Annotated in this window: 14 protein-coding genes; 5 read left to right on the top strand and 9 right to left on the bottom strand. The window is 72.0% G+C overall.

The features are described from left to right. Window position 1: 1 nt before the first annotated feature. Entirely contained in the window at window positions 2–1,051 is a 1,050-nt protein-coding gene (locus V1633_RS23755; protein ID WP_331216589.1) for a TetR/AcrR family transcriptional regulator C-terminal domain-containing protein, read from the bottom strand. Window positions 1,052–1,177: 126 nt separating this feature from the next. Here V1633_RS23755 and V1633_RS23750 point away from each other — a divergent pair, with 126 nt between their 5' ends. After that, window positions 1,178–1,891 (top strand): GNAT family N-acetyltransferase, encoded by a 714-nt coding sequence (locus V1633_RS23750; RefSeq protein ID WP_331216588.1) that lies wholly within the window; start codon window positions 1,178–1,180, stop codon window positions 1,889–1,891. 54 nt (window positions 1,892–1,945) lie between these two features. On the opposite strand, the gene V1633_RS23745 is transcribed toward V1633_RS23750, so the two are convergent. From V1633_RS23745 to V1633_RS23725, 5 genes are all read right to left on the bottom strand, one after another. After that, the gene (locus V1633_RS23745) at window positions 1,946–2,815 is read right to left on the bottom strand and encodes a DMT family transporter (protein WP_331216587.1); all 870 of its coding nucleotides are present in this window, start codon (window positions 2,813–2,815) and stop codon (window positions 1,946–1,948) included. A gap of 355 nt (window positions 2,816–3,170) precedes the next feature. Next, entirely contained in the window at window positions 3,171–4,379 is a 1,209-nt protein-coding gene (locus V1633_RS23740) for an ABC transporter ATP-binding protein (protein ID WP_331216586.1), read from the bottom strand. Window positions 4,380–4,385: 6 nt separating this feature from the next. Beyond that, window positions 4,386–5,225, bottom strand: a complete 840-nt coding sequence (locus V1633_RS23735) for a carbohydrate ABC transporter permease (RefSeq protein WP_331216585.1) — start codon at window positions 5,223–5,225, stop codon at window positions 4,386–4,388. Window positions 5,226–5,336: 111 nt separating this feature from the next. Next, complete coding sequence (locus tag V1633_RS23730; RefSeq protein WP_407952100.1) at window positions 5,337–6,329, bottom strand: carbohydrate ABC transporter permease; 993 nt, start codon at window positions 6,327–6,329, stop codon at window positions 5,337–5,339. A gap of 94 nt (window positions 6,330–6,423) precedes the next feature. Continuing rightward, window positions 6,424–7,788, bottom strand: a complete 1,365-nt coding sequence (locus V1633_RS23725) for an ABC transporter substrate-binding protein (RefSeq protein ID WP_331216583.1) — start codon at window positions 7,786–7,788, stop codon at window positions 6,424–6,426. A 572-nt stretch (window positions 7,789–8,360) separates the two neighbouring features. On the opposite strand from V1633_RS23725, the gene V1633_RS23720 reads away from it, so the two are divergent. From V1633_RS23720 to V1633_RS23710, 3 genes are all read left to right on the top strand, one after another. Further along, window positions 8,361–8,792 (top strand): hypothetical protein, encoded by a 432-nt coding sequence (locus tag V1633_RS23720; RefSeq protein WP_331216582.1) that lies wholly within the window; start codon window positions 8,361–8,363, stop codon window positions 8,790–8,792. A gap of 48 nt (window positions 8,793–8,840) precedes the next feature. Beyond that, window positions 8,841–9,125 carry a hypothetical protein gene (locus tag V1633_RS23715; protein WP_331216581.1) on the top strand — a complete coding sequence of 95 codons (285 nt, stop codon included), beginning with the start codon at window positions 8,841–8,843 and terminating at the stop codon, window positions 9,123–9,125. 140 nt (window positions 9,126–9,265) lie between these two features. Further along, window positions 9,266–11,356: a putative bifunctional diguanylate cyclase/phosphodiesterase gene (locus V1633_RS23710; RefSeq protein ID WP_331216580.1), complete on the top strand. Its 2,091-nt coding sequence runs from the start codon at window positions 9,266–9,268 to the stop codon at window positions 11,354–11,356. Window positions 11,357–11,557: 201 nt separating this feature from the next. Here the strand turns inward: V1633_RS23710 and V1633_RS23705 are convergent, their stop codons facing one another. Then, window positions 11,558–12,520 (bottom strand): FAD-dependent oxidoreductase, encoded by a 963-nt coding sequence (locus tag V1633_RS23705; RefSeq protein ID WP_331216579.1) that lies wholly within the window; start codon window positions 12,518–12,520, stop codon window positions 11,558–11,560. Window positions 12,521–12,669: 149 nt separating this feature from the next. Here V1633_RS23705 and V1633_RS23700 point away from each other — a divergent pair, with 149 nt between their 5' ends. Then, window positions 12,670–13,710, top strand: coding sequence for a polyprenyl synthetase family protein (locus V1633_RS23700; protein ID WP_331216578.1), 1,041 nt, complete (start codon window positions 12,670–12,672; stop codon window positions 13,708–13,710). A 101-nt stretch (window positions 13,711–13,811) separates the two neighbouring features. On the opposite strand, the gene V1633_RS23695 is transcribed toward V1633_RS23700, so the two are convergent. Both V1633_RS23695 and V1633_RS23690 read right to left on the bottom strand, forming a co-directional pair. Next, window positions 13,812–16,304, bottom strand: coding sequence for an FtsX-like permease family protein (locus V1633_RS23695; RefSeq protein WP_331216577.1), 2,493 nt, complete (start codon window positions 16,302–16,304; stop codon window positions 13,812–13,814). After that, a complete protein-coding gene (locus V1633_RS23690; RefSeq protein ID WP_331216576.1) occupies window positions 16,298–17,059 on the bottom strand; it encodes an ABC transporter ATP-binding protein in 762 nt (253 codons plus the stop codon). The genes V1633_RS23695 and V1633_RS23690 overlap by 7 nt, the downstream gene beginning before the upstream one ends.

Raw genomic sequence — 17,059 nt, 5'->3', positions numbered from 1 at the left:
CTCAGCGGAGCTGACGTCGGTGCCCCGGCCCGCCGGGACCGGGCCCCGGCGCGTTCCGCCGTGCGGCGTCGGTCAACGCGTAGCTGATCCGGGTGGGTGGGCCGGGCTCCGTCCGTCTGACCAGCAGTCCTTCGTCGGCGAGTTGCCGCAGGCGTTCGGCGAGCACCCGCCGGGAGATCCCGGGAACGGCCCGGACGAGGTCACCGAACCGGGCCTCGCCCTGGCCGAGCACCTGGAGCAGCTCCGGGGTCCACCGCCGGCCGAGCAACTCCGAGGTACCGGTGGCGGGCGCGGAAGGCCGGTCCGGCGGGGTGGGTAACCTGGTTACTTCTTCCGTCGGGCCCGCTGCCGCCGCCGCTGTGCCGAGGAGCAGCGTCCCGATGCCGTCGAGTACCCGCCGCAGGCCGAACTCGAAGTCCTTGATCTGGGTTCCCGGCGCACCCCCGATCTCCGGGACGAGCCGGGACAGCGTCGGGAACCGGCCGGTCCGCAACAGTCGGGTCAGCGTCGGGGCGTTCGCCGTCCACCACTGTTCGGTGCTGGTGCCGGTACGCCTTTCGTCCTCGACGGCGCCGTGGACGTACAGGGCCGCGCCCTGCACGTAGTCGCTCACCGTGAAGTAGAGCTGGAACATCGTGCGGGCATCGAGCCCGTGGCCGTCGACGGCGCGCAGCAGCCATTCGGCGTTGGCCAGCACGTTCGGCCCGAGGGGCGGCCGGTGGGTACCCGCGACCCTGGACAGCACCCACGGGTGGCGCTGGTACATCGCCCACTCCTGCCGGGCGGACAACTCCAGCCGGGCCCGCCAGCCGTCCGGGCCGGGATCGGGGTAGTCGAGCTCGCCGAACACCGTCTCCACCATCAGGTCGACCAGTTCCGCCCGGCCGGACAGGTGGCGGTAGAGGGACATCACCCCGGCGTCCAGCGCGGCGGCGACCCGGCGCATCGACAGGGCGTCCAGGCCGTACGAGTCGGCGATCCCGATCCCGGCGCGCACGATGCGGTCGAGGCTCAGCGGGGGCGGGGGCGGGGGCGGCCCGACCTGGTCCATCGGCTTCTCCTTCCCCGACGGCCCGGCACGGCAACCGGCAGGGTCCGCGAGCCGGCGTCGCGGTGCGTACAGTGTACCCATCATCGTTCGCCGGCCCGGGAGGGCCTGCCAGGAAGCAGGGTGGTCATGAGCGACGAGGTGACGGTGCGCCGAGCCGGGCTGGCGGATGCCCCGGCGGTCATGCGCGCGCTCGGCCAGGGCTGTCTCGACGAGGCGGTGTTCAGCTGGGTCGTACCCGACGGGTCGGCTCGCCAGGAGCGGACCGTCGCCTGGACCGGCCAGGCGGCCGCGTGGGTCGGGGGCATGTTGGAGGAGGGTGTGCTGCTGGTGGCAGAGCACGGCGCCGGGGAGATCGCCGGACTGTCACTCTGGGAACTCCTTCCGGCCGATCCCGCCGCCGGGCAGGCACCGCCGGCCGAGCCCGCACCCGGCACGACCGGCTCGCCGGGCACCGACACCGCGTCCGGCGAGCCGACCGGGTCCGCCGAGGAGACAGCCCGGTTCATCCCGGTCTACGGTCCGGAGTACGCGCCGCGGATGGCCCTGGTGAGCGAACTGACCCGGCGCCGCCATCCCCGACGGGAGCCGCACTGGTACCTGCAACAGATGGTCGTGGTGCCGACGTGGCGCGGCCACGGCCTCGGCGGCGCGATGCTGCGTCACCAGCTCGAACTGGTCGACACCGCCGGCCTCGGGGCGTACCTGGAGGCGAGTTCCGCCCGCAACCGGAAGTTGTACGAGCGGCACGGTTTCCGGGCACACGGCGACCCGATCCGGTTGCCGGAGGACGGGCCGGCGATCCAGCCGATGTGGCGGCCTCCGGCGGCCGGCCAGCGCTGACCGACGGATCGGCGGCAGCCCAGGCCCCGCACCACGAGCGGCCGCAGTGCCTGCTCACGCCTGGCCGCCCTCGAAGCCCTCACGTCCGGTGGAACGGGTGCTGGCCAGCCAGATCCCGAAGATCATGGCCAGCACGGCGGGTATCTCGACCAGGAGCCGGAGTCCGCCGATCGACATCGTCTCGTGGAAGGCCGTCACCCCGATCAGTACGCTCGCCACCGGGTCGACCAGGGTGATCGCGGTCAGCGGCGCGGCGAGCGGACCGTTCTGGAAGGCATTCTGGTTCAGCGCCACCGCCGCGATCCCGAGTACGCCGAGCAGGTAGAGATGCCAGTCGGTGAGTACCGCGAGCGGATCGAGAGAGACCCGCCCGGCAAACGTCTTGAGCAGCGACGCGGTGCCCGCGTAGAGCAGCCCGGAGGCGGTCCCCAGCAGGGTTCCCCGGAGGGCGCCGGTGACCCGGCAGGCGAAGGTCAGACAGATCCCGATCAGGGTGGCGCCGACCAGCCCGACCCCGAGCCACCCCATCGGCGAGGGCTCCGGCACACCCGCCCTCGGCCGGGCCGCGGCGAGGAACGCCGCCAACCCGAACACGCAGCAGGTCACCGCCGTCACGTCCCGGGGGTGCGGCCGCCGGTGGTCCAGCGCCGCCTCGAGAGGTATCGCCAGGAACATGCCGCTGATCATCAGGGGCTGCACCAGGGTGAGTGGCCCGAGCCGCAGGGCGATCGCCTGCAGCACGGTGCCGGCGAGGTCGGGAGACTTGGCGAGCAGCCAGCGTCGGCGGCGGAGCAACCGGACGAACAGCCGGGGATCGAACGTTCCGTGCTGCGGCTCCCGCCGTGCGGCACGCTGCTGAAGCGCCGCGCCCAGTGCGAAACAACTGGCGGAGGTGAGCGCCAGCAGCACCGCGGCGATGATCACGCCCGGACTCCGCCGCCCCGGATTACCGCCGATCCCGTACCCACAGAATTACGCTACGTGCTCGGGCGTCCGCTGACCGGCCGTTCGGGCCGGTGGGGGCCATGATCCGGGCCGGTTCCGCGCCAGCGGCGCCGGCTGGCGCCGCTGGCGCGCCCGACGCCGCCACAGCCGTCCCGCGTCCGGCCGCTACCCGGTCGGTCCACGGCTCCCCGCTCGTCGACGATGTCGAGCCACCACGGACGACGGATCTCCAGTCGCCGGTTCTCCGCCCGGCCGGGCGGATCGTCCCGACCGTCCCGCAGCCGGTGCCGAGCCTCCGGCCGGCCGGATCTCCTCCGGCCGACCGGGCGCAGACTCAGGTGGCGAGCGCTCCGGCGGACCGCCCCTCGTGCAGGGTGAGGTTGCGGCCGTTCGACGGATCGAACAGGTGGATCTTCTCCAGGTTGAACCAGATCCGCCGGTTCTCCCCCTCGGCCACCGTGGATTCCGCCGAGAGCCGGGTGACCAGGTTGGTTCCCGAACCGCTCAGCTCGTCAGCGCCGACGTCGGCGGCCAACTCCTCCAACTCGGCGGCACTGGCCCGCTCCCCCTCCACGGTGAGATAGACGTACTTGTCGGAGCCCATCGACTCGACGATCTCGACCGGTGCCTCGAACTCCATGCCCCGGGCCCGGGTGCTGTCGTCGATCAGGGCCGCGTCCTCGAAATGCTCCGGACGCACGCCCAGGATCAGCTCCCGAGGGGCGTTCTCCGCCTCCAGCTCGCGCCGGACCCGGTCGCCGATCGGCACCGCGCCGAGCGCGGTACGCAGCTGCCCCTCCTCGACCGCCGCGTGCAGGAAGTTCATCGACGGCGACCCGATGAAACCGGCGACGAAGAGGTTGGTCGGGTGGTCGTACAACTCCTGAGGCGGGCCGACCTGCTGCACCGCGCCGCCCCGCATGATCACCACCCGGTCGCCCAGGGTCATCGCCTCGGTCTGGTCGTGGGTGACGTACACCGTGGTGGTGCCGAGCTGCTTCTGCAGGCGGGAGACCACCGTCCGCATCTGCACCCGGAGTTTGGCGTCCAGGTTGGAGAGCGGCTCGTCCATCAGGAACGCCTTCGGGCTCCGGACGATCGCCCGACCCATCGCCACCCGCTGACGCTGCCCGCCGGAAAGGTTCGCCGGCTTCCGGTCCAGCAGCGCGGTCAACTCCAGCACCTTCGCTGCCTCGGTGACCTTCTGCTCGATCGTCGCCTTGTCCAGCTTGGCGAGCCGGAGCGGGAACGCCATGTTCTCCCGGACCGTCATGTTCGGATACAGCGCGTACGACTGGAACACCATCGCGATGTCCCGGTCCCGGGGTGCCCGGTCGTTGACCCGTTGGCCACCGATCCGCAGCTCGCCGGAGCTGATGTCCTCCAGCCCGGCGATCATGTTCAGGGTGGTCGACTTCCCACACCCGGACGGGCCGACCAGGATGACAAACTCGCCGTCGGCGATCTCCAGGTCGACGTCCCGGACCGCCGTGGTGCCGTCCGGGAACTGCTTGCTCACCTTGTCGAGCACGATGTCAGCCACGACGATTCACCCCTTGACCGCGCCGGACGTCAGACCGGAGACGATGCGACGCTGGAAGAACAACACGAACAGAATGATCGGTACGGTGATCACCACGGCGGCGGCACAGACCGCCCCGGTCGGATCCTCGAACTGCGACTCCCCGGTGAAGAACGACAACGCCACCGGCACCGTGCGGGACCGCTCGGTGGAGGTCAGCGAGATCGCGAAGAGGAAGTCGTTCCAACAGAAGATGAAGACCAGGATCGCGGTGGTGAAGACCCCGGGCGCCGCCAGTGGGGCGATCACCCGCCGGAACGCCTGGCCCTGTGTCGCGCCGTCCATCTTGGCGGCCTTCTCCAGGTCCCACGGGATCTGTTTGAAGAACGCCGAGAGCGTGTAGATGGCCAGCGGCAACGCGAACGTGATGTACGGCAGGATCAGCCCCGGCCAGGTGTCGAAGAGCCCGAGCGACCGCTCGATCTCGAACAGCGGCGAGACCAGCGACACCTGCGGAAACATCGCGATCAACAGGGAGACGCCGACCAGTGCCTTCTTGCCTGGGAAGTCCAGCCGGGCCACCGCGTACGCCGCCATGGTGCCCAGCACCACGGCGACCACGGTGGCGATCAGCGCGATCCCGATCGAGTTGGCCAGCGCCCGGACGAACTGGTCGGTCGAGAAGATCGTCCGGTAGTTGTCCAGGGTCCACTCGCGGGGGATGAAGTTCCCGTCGGTGAGCGTCGCGGTGGTCTTGAACGACAGCGACGCGATCCAGAGCACCGGCACGAGGGCGAAGACCACCACGACGACGTCCAGCAGTCCCCACCGCCACTTCGCCCTGGCGGTGGTGTCGATGGCCGCCATCAGAGTCTCCTTTCGTTCGCGACTGCGGGGCTCGCAAGCTCGCTCCTCGCGCTCACCGGACTCCCCCTTCGTTCGCGACTGCGGGGCTCCGCTGCGCTACGCTCCTCGCGCTCACCGGCGGCCTCCCTCGTCGGTGCTGCCAGGGGCAGCGGTGCCGAACAACTTCACGAAGACGAACGCGATGACCGCCACGGTCAGGAAGATCAGCACCGACATCGTCGACCCGATCCCGAGGTTCAGCCCGCGCATCAGGTTGTTGTAGGCGAGCATCGACACCGACGAGGTCTCGTTCGCCCCAGCGGTCAGCACGTAGATGTTGTCGAAGACCCGGAACGCGTCCAGGGTGCGGAACAGCAACGCCACCAGGATCGCCGGCTTCATCACCGGCAGCATCACCCGGGTGAACCGTTGCCAGGCGGTGGCGCCGTCCATCGACGCCGCCTTGAGCAGGTCCTCGGGGACCAGCGCCAACCCGGCCATCAGCAGCAGCGCCATGAACGGGGTGGTCTTCCAGATCTCCGCCAGCATGATGATCGCGAGTGCGCTGGCCCGATCGGTCAGCGGCGCCCCCTCACCGAACAACGTCGCCAGGTAACCGGTGCCGGGCGTCCAGGCGTACCGCCAGGAGAACGCCGCGACGACCGTGACGATCCCGTACGGGATCAGGGCCGCGGTGCGGACCAGCCCGCGCCCGACGATCGTCCGGTGCATGACGATGGCCAGTCCCATGCCGAGCACCAACTCGACCGCGACGGTCACGACGGTGATCAACATGGTCACCCCGAACGCGGTCCACCAGTACTCGTTCGTCAGCACCGTCGCGTAGTTGGCCAGGCCGACGAACTCCCGCTGGTCGGGGAACTTCAGGTCGAAGCGCTGCAACGACAGCCAGACCGAGTAGAGGATCGGGTACGCCGTCACGGCGATCATCACCAGCGCGGCCGGGGCGCAGAGCAGCCAACCCAGCCGACGCTCCGCCCGCTTTCCCTCACTCAACGGCGCCCGACCCCCGCCACGGGTTGCCACACCTCGGGGCGCCGGAATCCGGGGGATCCCGTCCGGCCGTCCGTCACCGCCACCATCCGGCCGACCATGCCCACTGATGACCTCGCTCCGCTCGGTCATGGCCTCTCCTCGCTACGCTCGTCGACACCATGACCTGGCCGACCATGCCCACTGATGACCTCGCTCCGCTCGGTCATGGCAGCACCCCCTTGGATTCGAGCGCGTCCTGCGCCGCCTCGCGCATCTGCGCGGCGGTCCGCTCGGGCTGGATCGCCGACGGCGGCGAGAGCATCGCCGACAGCACGGTGGAGATGTTCTGGTACGCCGGACTCCGTGGCCGGGTCGTCGCGTCCTTCAACTCCTCGAGGATGGTTTCCTTCATCGGGTACGCCTTGTCCATCTCCGGATCGGCGTAGACGCTCTCGATCGTCGGCGGCACCCCGTCGTTGATCGCCGAGAACTTCTGGTGTTCCGCGTCGCGCAGGCAGGCGGCGGCGGCGAAGGACTCCTCCGGATGCCGGGAGTATCGGCTGACCGCCAGGTTGAAGCCGCCCACGGTCACCCGGCTCGGCCGGTCCGGATCCACTCCCGGGTACCGGGCCCAGCGGACCTTCTCCGCCAGCGCCGGGTCGGCCTCCTGCATCGCCGGATAGACGAAGGGCCAGTTGAGCTGGAAGGCGCCGGCACCGGACTGGAAGTCGAGCCGCGCCTGGTCCTCAATGGTGTTGGTGAAGGACGAGGTGGTGATGCCGGCGGTGGCGAAGCGGCGCAGCACGTCCAGCGCGCGTACCGCGCCGGCGTCGAAGACCGCCCGGGTGCCCTCGTCGTTCAGGATCTTTCCACCGGCGCTGGCGACCAAACTGTTGTAGAGGACAACGAGGCCCTCGTACTGGGCCCCCATGGTGATCACCTGGTACGGCTGGCCGCGTCCCTTCAGTTCCTGGGCCGTACTGATCATCTCGTCCCAGGTGCGGGGTGGCTGCGGCACCAGGTCGGTGCGGTACCAGAGCAGTTGCACGTTGGTGTTCTTCGGCGCGGCGTAGAGCCGGCCCTCGTACCGTGCCGTCTCCAGCGGCCCGGCCAGCGTGCCCCGTTCGGCCTCGGCCTTCCGGTCACCGGTCCACTCCCGGAGCCAGCCGGCGCTGGCGAACTCCTGGGTCCAGGTCACGTCGAGACCCAGCACGTCCATTCCGCTGTCCTCGGCGGCGAGCCGCCGGACCATCTGGACACGCTGCTCGTCGGCGGCCCGGGGCAGGATCCGGTACGCGATCCGGTACCGGCCCTGCGCCTGGGCGTTGCAGTCGTCGACGACCTTCTGCAGGTTCTGCTCCGGGGAGTAGTACAGGTTCACCGTGGGAATCCCACCGTCGTCGCCGGAGCCGCAGGCGGCCAGCGGCGCCAGCAGGGTCAGTACGGCCGCAGCGCCGGCCAGCCGGGTCCGCCCGCGCCGACCGGCCGTTCCGACGTCCGCCTCGGTTCGTCGCGGTCCGTTCCTGCTCCGCCCTGGCCCGGCCACCCGCATCCGGTACCCGCTGCGCGGGCCACCCGTCGGCTCCACGACGGCTCCTCTCGACGACGGCCGGGCCCCGCCAGGCTCCCGGCACGGCGAAAACACCCGTCCGTCTGGCGGCGGGCCGGATGGCCGGGAGCCGCCCGGAAGCGGGCGTAGCTGATCTGGGCTCCCCACTGCCCCACCACCCACCCGGCGAAACCTCCACAACGGCAGGACGTCCCCGGACCCACCGTCTGACCGATTTGCCCCGATCGTCGGGTGGGGCCTTCCGCCCGGACCGCCCGCCGGGCGGGGCAGCCGGACCAGCCGTCGAGGGATGGGACATTCCGGGAGACCGGGCCCGGGCCGTTCCACAGTGGTATTCCCGGCGGGCGGCGCCTCGGCTACCGTGGTCGTAACCTCCGGCACCAACGGTCGCCGTCGACGCCGACCGCCCCGGACGCACACCCGTCGCGCCGATCGGCACCGACCACCCGCCGGGCGACCGGACGAATCACCCCGGCCCTCCGGCGAGCCGATCCGCGAGCCCACCCCGACCGGCGCACGGCCCCGATCGGGTGAAACCGCCCCGCCCCCGCGATCCGTTCGGCAGGATCGTCATCGAAGGAGGTGCCGCCGTGCAGGACACCCGGGCGCTCACACTGTCGTTCGAGGTCAGCGGTCCGCCACCGGTCAGGACCGAGGCGCTGTCCATCTTCGCGGCCGGTCACCGCCAGGCCGCCCGGGTCCGGGCGCTGTTGGAGGCCGCCTGCGGCGCGGCGCAACGTACCGGCTGGACGGCACTGGCCGGACCCGTCTCCCTGGAGGTTGTCCTCCGCTGCCCGACGGGCCGACGGACGGCGGACGCGGCGACGCTGCTCGGCGGGATCGGCGCGGTACTGCAGGACAAGAAACGGTCGGCCGACATCGGGCTGGCGCACCTGGGGGCGCTCGCCGACGTCGCTCTCTACGTCGACGACCGGCAGATCCAGCACATCTCCTACCGCGAGGAGCCGGCCGACGACCTGTCGTACCTGGTCCGGGTGGCCACCCTGGCGTCGACGGTTTGACCGCCGGTACGGACAGGGTAACGCCGACCGGCGACGAAGGAGGTAGCCATGTCGGAGCCACACGTCACACTGGACGACGGCGGGCTCGGCGGGGCTCCGGAGCACCTGCGGGGGCCGCTGGAGGAACAGCTCAGCTCGGCGCTGCGGGCGGCGACCGAACGGGTCCGCGCCGAGTACTCGGACGAGCCGGTCGAAGAGGTGTGCCGGCGGCTGCTCGAGGAGACCCGGTCCGGGCTGCATCCCGACATCGCCGAGGGGTTCACGCCCGACATGGACGAGTTCTGCCGGGTGGCGGTGGCCATCGTCCGGCGGGACCTGCCCGCGCCTGACTGACGACCGGACCACGAAGGTCCCGGCATCGGCGGTGCCCTTTGGCGACGACGTGGGACCTCCGTACACTCGGTTGCCTCACGGCCGGCCGTGCGTGCCCGGTGTTCGCTGCCCGGACTCGGCCGATCTCTACGGGAGGCTCAGTGCCCGCACAGCCGAGTGTGCCCGCCGCGCTGCTCGACATCATCTCGACACCACTGCTGACCACGTCGGAACAGGGTGAGGTCAACTGGTGCAACCAGGCGGCACGCCAGCTCGGCCGGCTCCTCGGCGCGGATCCGGGCTCGCTGCCGTTCGGCGCCGCGACACCGGACGGCCCACCGGTGGACGTACACCGTCCGGCGGCGGACGGGACCACCCGGCACCTCCGGGTCAGCTGCCGACGACTGCCGGCCGAACCGGCCGACGGCCGGCAGCCGATTGGCGAGCCACCGACGTCGGCCGGACCGACGGCTGGGTCACCAGCGGTCACGCCGCTGCTGTACGAGTTCACCGACGTCACCGAGCAGTCGGCCGCGCAACGCCGCGCCGACGACTACGCCTGGCGGCTGAACCACATCGAGGAACTGGCCCGGGTCGGGACCTGGGAGTGGCATCTGCCGACCGACCAGGTGGTCTGGTCGCCGACCCTCAAGGCGATGATCGGCCTGGCCGCCGACACCCACCTGGACTATCCGACCTACCGGTCGATGGTCCACCCGGACGACGTCGAACTGATCGAGGCGGAACTCGACCGGGCGATCCAGGAGGCCACCCCGTTCACCTACACCCACCGGATGTACCTCTCCGGCGGTGCCCAGATGCGGATCCTGCGGTGTTTCGGTGAGGTGTTCACCGACGACTCCGGCCGGCCACTGCGGATGCTGGGTACCGCCCACGACATCACCGAGTTCCGGCAGGTGCAGGACGAGCTGGCGTACCTCGCGGCGCACGATCCGCTCACCGGGCTACCGAACCGGCGGGCACTCACAGCCCGGATGAGCGACCTGACGGCGGGCGGAAACGGCTCCACCACCGCCCTGCTGCTGCTCGACATCGACAACTTCAAGGACATCAACGACCTGCGCGGGCACACCGTCGGCGACGAGGTGCTCCGGTTACTGGCCCGGCTGCTCACCGAGCACCTGCCGGCGGAGGCCGTACTCGGTCGGCTGGGCGGCGACGAGTTCGCGGTCCTGCTGCCCGGCTGTGACGCGGACCGGGCGCTGGCCATCGGTGCGGGACTCTGCGACCTGGTCGCCCGGACCCCGCTCGCCGTACGCGGTGAGCCGCTGCGGGTGACGTTGAGCATCGGGGCGGCGCCGCTGGACACCGCCGACGACCACACCCTGCTGCTCGCCCACGCCGACCTGGCGCTCTACCAGGCCAAGGGCGAGGGCCGGAACCGGGCCCGACTGTTCGCCCCGGAGCAGCAGGAGGTGGCGGCCCAGCGGGTGCACGTGGTGTCCCGGGTCCGCCGCGCCCTGGAGACCGGGCAGTTGCAGCTGGACGCCCAGCCCATCATCGACCTTCCCGACGAACGGGTCCACAGCTACGAACTGCTGATGCGGGTCCGGGACGAGCAGGTCCGGCAGATCGGGCCGGGCGAGTTCCTGCCGGCACTGGAACGCGGCGACATGATCTACGAGTTGGACCGCTGGGTGGTGGAGACCGCCACCCAGGCGCTGGCCTCGTCCCGTACCGCGGGGGCCGAGTTGCGGTTGGACGTGAACATCTCCAGCCGGTCGCTGGAGGACCCGAGCTTCGGCGACTGGGTGGTCGGCACCCTGGCCGGCGCGGGGGTGCCGGCCACCCAGCTCGGCCTGGAGATCACCGAGACGACGGCGATCGCCAACCTCGACGCGGCGCGTCGACTGGCCTCCACCCTGACCTCGGCGGGCTGCCGGTTCAGCCTCGACGACTTCGGTGCCGGGTACGGCTCCTTCGTCTACCTCAAGCACCTTCCGTTCAACACGGTGAAGATCGCCGGGGAGTTCGTCCGGCAGGCCGATCACGGCGGCTCCGATCCGATCCTGATCGACGCCGTCGTCCGGGCCGCGCACGGGCTCGGGATGCGGACCGTCGCCGAACACATCGACCGCCCCGAACTGGTGCCGGTGCTCCGCGACCTCGGCGTGGACCGGGGCCAGGGCTACCACCTGGGCCGGCCGGAGCCACTACGGACGCTGATGGAGCGGACCGTCACCCGTAACGGCAGCTCCGCGAACGTCCCCTGCGCCATTCCGCACTCCTGAGGAGCGGATTCCCCTCCTCAGGCCACCGACCCGGTCACCGTCCGGCCGTTGGGCCGGCCAGCACCGACCCGGTCACCGTCCGGCCGCCGACCCGGTCACCGTCCGGCGGTTGGCCCGGTCACCGTCCGACCCGGTCACCACCGTCCGGGCGCTGGGGCCGGCACGCCGGTGGGTCGTCGTGCCGTGCGGACGCGGTCGGAATCAGCTCCGCGTGGCCGAGGCCGCGCCGGCCAACGCGACCACCTCGTCCGCACAGCCCCAGGCCAGGGTCACCCCGGCACCGCCGTGCCCGTAGTTGTGGATCAGCCGGGTGCCGTCCGGTCCGGACGGGTCCGCCGCCACCCGGGGTCCGCCGTGCCGGGCCGGGCGCAGGCCGGTGAGCTGCCCGAGGACCGGGGCACCGGCCAGTTCCGGCACCAACTCGACACACCGGGCCACGATTGCCCGTCCGGCCTCGTCGTCCGGCGCGGTGTCGGTCTCGTACGGCTCGAAGGTGCCGCCGAGCACCACGTCCCGGCTGCGCGGGTGGACGTACGTCGGCCCGCCCGGATGCCCCTCGTCCCGTACCGAGGTGACCAGACCGGGGTTGGCGACCAGCACGATCCGGCCGCGTACCGGGTGCACGGCGGGGTCGTCGGCGAGCACTCCGGCCGCCAGTCCGGTCGCGTTCACCACGACCGCAGCCTGTCCGGCCACCTCGTGCAGCGCCCCCACCCGGTCCCGACGGATCGGTACGCCGAGACCGGCGAGCCTGTCGACGAGCCAGTCCAGGTACGGCTCCATCTCCACCGTCGGCACGGTGAAGTGCCACTGCCCGCCGTACCCCGGGGGCGGCGGGACGGACCGGAAGTCGGGTACCGCCGCGGACCACCACGGGTCCTCGGCGACCGCGCGGCGCAGCAGCATCCGGGTCGGCCGCAGGACCACCCCGGGCACCTCCCGCCGGGCCTGGTCGGCCAGTTCGTCGTAGGTCCGGCAGGCCCAGTCGAGCACCCGGGGATCGGCCTCGGTCCGGGTCGGGTACCAGACCGCGGCGGCGATCCGGGAGACGGTCGCGGCCGGCTCGTCGGCGGCGAGCACACTCACCCGTACCCCCGCCTCGGCCAGCCGCACCGCGCAGCTGAGTCCCACCACGCCGGCCCCGAGCACCACCACGTCGTCCATGTCGTCAAGGGTGCCGGCAACGGACCCGAATGACCAGAGTGAGCACTCTGTCACGCACAGGCGACAAAATCAATACAGGTAAATCTCTGGTGCTCTCGCTAGTCTCAGGCAGGGCTGGACGCTTTCCACACGCGAGGAGGGCAGGCGGCATGACCAGGACGGGAGCGGTCACCAAGCTCGACGAGTGGGGATGGCTGACGGAGAGCCAGGCGGCGGTACGCCCCGCGATGGCCGCCGCCGTCGGGCACCTCAGGCCACAGATGCGAAAAGTCTGCGAATACCAGCTCGGCTGGCGGGACGACGCGGGCCGACCGGTCCAGGTCGGTTCCGGCAAACTCATCCGGCCGACGCTGACCCTGGTGAGCGCGGCGGCGGTGGGCGGGGCGGTCGAGAGTGCCCTCCCGGCGGCCGTCGCGGTGGAGTTGATGCACAACTGCACGCTGTTGCAGGACGACGTGATGGACCAGGACCTGGTCCGCCGGCACCGGCCCACGGCCTGGGCGATCTTCGGGCCGTCCGCCGCGGTCCTCGCCGGGGACGCACTGCTGGCTCTCGCCTTCGCGGTCCTGGCACGTACCCCGGGACAGCTCGCCGGCCCGGCGGCGGCGCAGCTCGCCCGGACCACCGACGAGCTGATCGAGGGGCAGGCCCTGGACCTCTCCTTCGAACAGGCGACCGGGGTCAGCGTCGCGGACACGGTACGGATGTCCGCCGCCAAGACGGCCGCGCTGCTCGGCTGCGCCTGTGCGCTCGGCGGGCTCTACGGTGGTGCCGACGAACCGACCCGTGCGCTGCTCGACCGGTACGGCCGGCACCTCGGCATGGCGTTCCAGCACCGGGACGACCTGTTGGGCATCTGGGGCGACCCGGACCGGACCGGCAAACCCGCGATGGCGGACCTACGACGACGCAAGAAGAGTCTGCCGGTGGTGGCCGCACTGGCCGCCGACAATCCGGCCGCCACCCGGCTCCGTGCCCGGTACGCCGATCCGGCCCCGTGCACCGACCCCGACGACCTGCGGGAACTCGCCTCGCTGGTGGAGGAGGCCGGTGGACGGAACTGGTCGGAGCGGGCCGCCGAGGAGGAGCTGCGGCTGGCCGCCGGGGTGCTCGGCGAGTTGGGACGACTCGGGGTGGCCACCGACCGTCTCGCCTCGATCGGTGAACTGATCGTCACCCGGGAGGCCTGAGCGCGGACCCGGCCGAGCCGGGCACCGGAGGCGGGCCGGTCGCCGCGTCCCGCCGCCGGCACGGCCCCGGCGGTTACCGGGGCGGTGCCGGGACACCGTGCTCACTCGCGGACCCCGGCCAGTTCGACCGGGCCGGAGCGGAGGGCGAGCCGGATCGGCAGCAGCGCGCCCAGCACCGCCAGTACGGCGCCGACGGCGGTGATCACCGCGACGGTGCCCAACGGAACGGTGACCGGGGTCGGGCCCACCAACTGTCCCAGGGCCAGCCACAGTCCGGCGAGGTTCACCGCCGACGCGCCGGCCGCCAGCAGCACACCGACGCCGACGACCAGCAGCGACTCGGCCGCGAAGACCCGCAGTGCCTGTCCCGGGGTGGCCCCGGTCAGGCGCAGGATCGCCAGGTCGCGCAGCCGGTCGGCGGCCGCCATCACCAGGGTGTTGACGATGGCGATGAAGCAGAAGACGATCGCGATGCCCAGCACCAGCACCATTCCGAGGGTGCTGGCCTCGCTGTTCTCGCTGCTCTCCTCGCCGAGCCACTGCTCGGCGTCGACCGCGCGGGCGCCCAGCCCGGCGGTGGCGGACCCCAGGGCCGCCCGGACGGTGTCCGGGTCGGTGCCCGGGCGCAGCGTCACGTAGACCCGGCGGGACAACCCGGTGAAGGCGTACCGCGCGGTGTCGGCGAACCGGTCGCTCAGGTAGGCGACGTCGTTGCTGCCGGTCGTGGTGGAGAGGACGGCGACCACCCGCAGCGGCGCGGTGCCGCCGTCGGCGAGCAGGACCTCGACGGTCTCGCCGACGTCGACGCCCCAGTCCTCGTTCACGATGATGGTGTCGTCGCGCAGTTCGGTGGCCGAGCCCTGCCGGACCGGCAGGCGCAGGGCCCGGGGCAGGGCCGCCGGATCCACCGCCTGCGCCTCGTAGTCGGCGATCCGGGCGTCGTCGCGGGCGTACACCATCGTCGGCAGGACGGCGACGGTGTCGATCCCGGGGATGGCCCGGATCCGTTCGGTGACCGCCTGGTTGACGCCGGGGGTGCCGGCGGGCAGAACCACGAAGTCGGCGGTGACCTGGTTACGTCGACCGCTGTCCTTGGCCCGGTCGATGGTGGCGGCGGCACCGAGCAGTGAGACGGAGAGCCCGACGGTGAGCAGCACCGGGGCGGCGGTGGCGGCGGTCCGACGGACCGCGGTCAGGGCACTCTCCCGGACCAGCATCCCGGCCGCGCCGCGGGAACGGGCCAACGGCCGGGTGACGAGTCGGACGACCGGTCCGACCACCACCGGGGCGAGCAGCGCGAAGGCGAGGATGGGGAACATCAGGATGCCGATGTACCGGGTCGGCATCAGCACCATACCCGGGTTCGCCACCGCCACCCAGCCGATCGTGACCAGTCCGAAGGCGAGCGCGAGCAGCCCGTAGAGCCACCGGCCGGGGGTCATGGTGCGCAGGTCGACGGTGGCGTCGCGGAGCGCCTCGATCGGACGTACCTCGCCGGCCCGGCGGGACGCCGCCCAGACGCCGGCCAACGCCACGCCGAGCCCGGTGACCACGGCGATCAGCAGTGGCACCCAGACCGTCGGTCCGGTGGAGACGTCGACGGTGAACCAGGGTGGCGCCATTCCCAGCTCGACCATGCCCCGGGCCAGCGGCGGCGCGGTGACGAGTCCGAGGGCGCCCCCGGCGATCGCGGCGGCGGTGCCGACGAGCACGGCCTCGGCCACCACCATCCGACGTACCTGTCGGGGGGTGGCGCCGACGGTACGCAGCAGTGCGATCTCCCGGCGTCGCTGTGCCACCGCGAAGGCGAAGGTCGAGGCGACCAGGAAGATCGAGACGAAACCGGCCACGACCGCGGTGATCGGCAGCAGGGTACGGGTGTTGTCGATGGCCTCGCGGTCGGTGCCGTAACTCGGGTCCAGCACGCCGCGCCGGTCCCCGGTGAGCACCTCGGCCTCGCCGCCGACCACCCGGCGGACCTGCTCCGCCGGGCCGTACGCCACCAGCGCCTCGACCCGGGGGGAGAGCCGGGCCGCCTCCGACTCGGTGAAGAAGACCGCCGACTCGAAGTCGACCGGGGCGGTGACTCCGGCGACCGTGTACTCCCTCGCCCCGTCGGCGGTGAGGACGGTGACCCGCTGGCCCGGTCCTGGCCCGCCGTCCGGCACCACGATCTCGTCGTCGGCCCGCGGCGCCTGCCCGGCCCGCAGCGCGTACGCCCCGAACTCGGCCGCCGACCAGCCGTGTCCTACCTGGTCGGCGGGGCCGTCGGCGAGCTGTGCGTAGAACGAGCGGACCGGCACGGTACGCCCGAGCGCGTCGACCCGGGCGGCGAGGTCGGCCGAGATACCCCGGGCCTGGATCAGCGACCGGCTGCCCGGGTCGTGCCGGGCCGGATCCCACTCGGGGTCGAGCGCGGCGACCACCACGGGCGCGGTCGCGTACCGGTGCGGGAGGCGCTCCGGCAGCCCGAGGGTGGCCCCGATCTCCAGCCCCATCACGGCGATCATCGTCGTGCCGAGGGTCAACGCCACGAAGGTGCCGACAAACGCCGTCCAGCGGTGCCGCAGCGTCTGCAGCGCGATGCTCAGCACGCGGCGACCTCCATCCGGGTCATCCGGGCCGCGATCGCCTCGGCGTCCGGCCGGACGAGTTCGCCGGCGAGCGCGCCGTCGGCGAGGAAGACCACCCGGTCCGCGTTGGCGGCGGCGACCGGGTCGTGGGTGACCATCACGATGGTCTGGCCGTGCCGGTCGACGAGCCCGCGCAGCAGGGCCAGCACGTCCCGGCTGGTGCCGGTGTCCAGGGCGCCGGTCGGTTCGTCGGCGAAGAGCACCGCCGGCTTCGTCACCAGCGCCCGGGCGATCGCCACCCGTTGCTGCTGGCCGCCGGAGAGTTCGGCCGGCCGGTGCCGGCCCCGGTCGCCGAGCCCCACCTCGGCGAGCACGGTCGCGACCTGGGACGGGCTCGGCCGGCGTCCGGCGAGCCGCAGCGGCAGGGCCACGTTCTGTTCGGCGGTCAGTGCCGGCAACAGGTTGAACGCCTGGAAGACGAAGCCGATCCGGTCCCGCCGGAGCAGGGTCAACGCGGTTTCGTCGAGCCCGGTCAGGTCGGTACCGGCGATCACCACCCGCCCGCCGCTCGGTCGGTCCAGACCCGCCGCGCACTGCAGCAGGGTCGACTTGCCGGAGCCGGACGGTCCCATGACGGCGGTGAAGCTGCCGGCCCGGAGGCTGAGCGACACGTCCCGCAGCGCGGTCAGGGTGTTCCGGCCCGAACCGTAGGTCTTGCTCAGCGACTCGAGTCGCACGACGTCATCCACAGCGACGAGCCAATCATCGAGTGTCAT

The organism is Plantactinospora sonchi (assembly GCF_036422035.1).
GTDB classification, from domain to species: Bacteria; Actinomycetota; Actinomycetes; order Mycobacteriales; family Micromonosporaceae; genus Plantactinospora; species Plantactinospora sonchi.
Note: the sequence above shows the minus strand (reverse complement) of the source record. Positions and strands in the feature narration are given on the sequence as shown.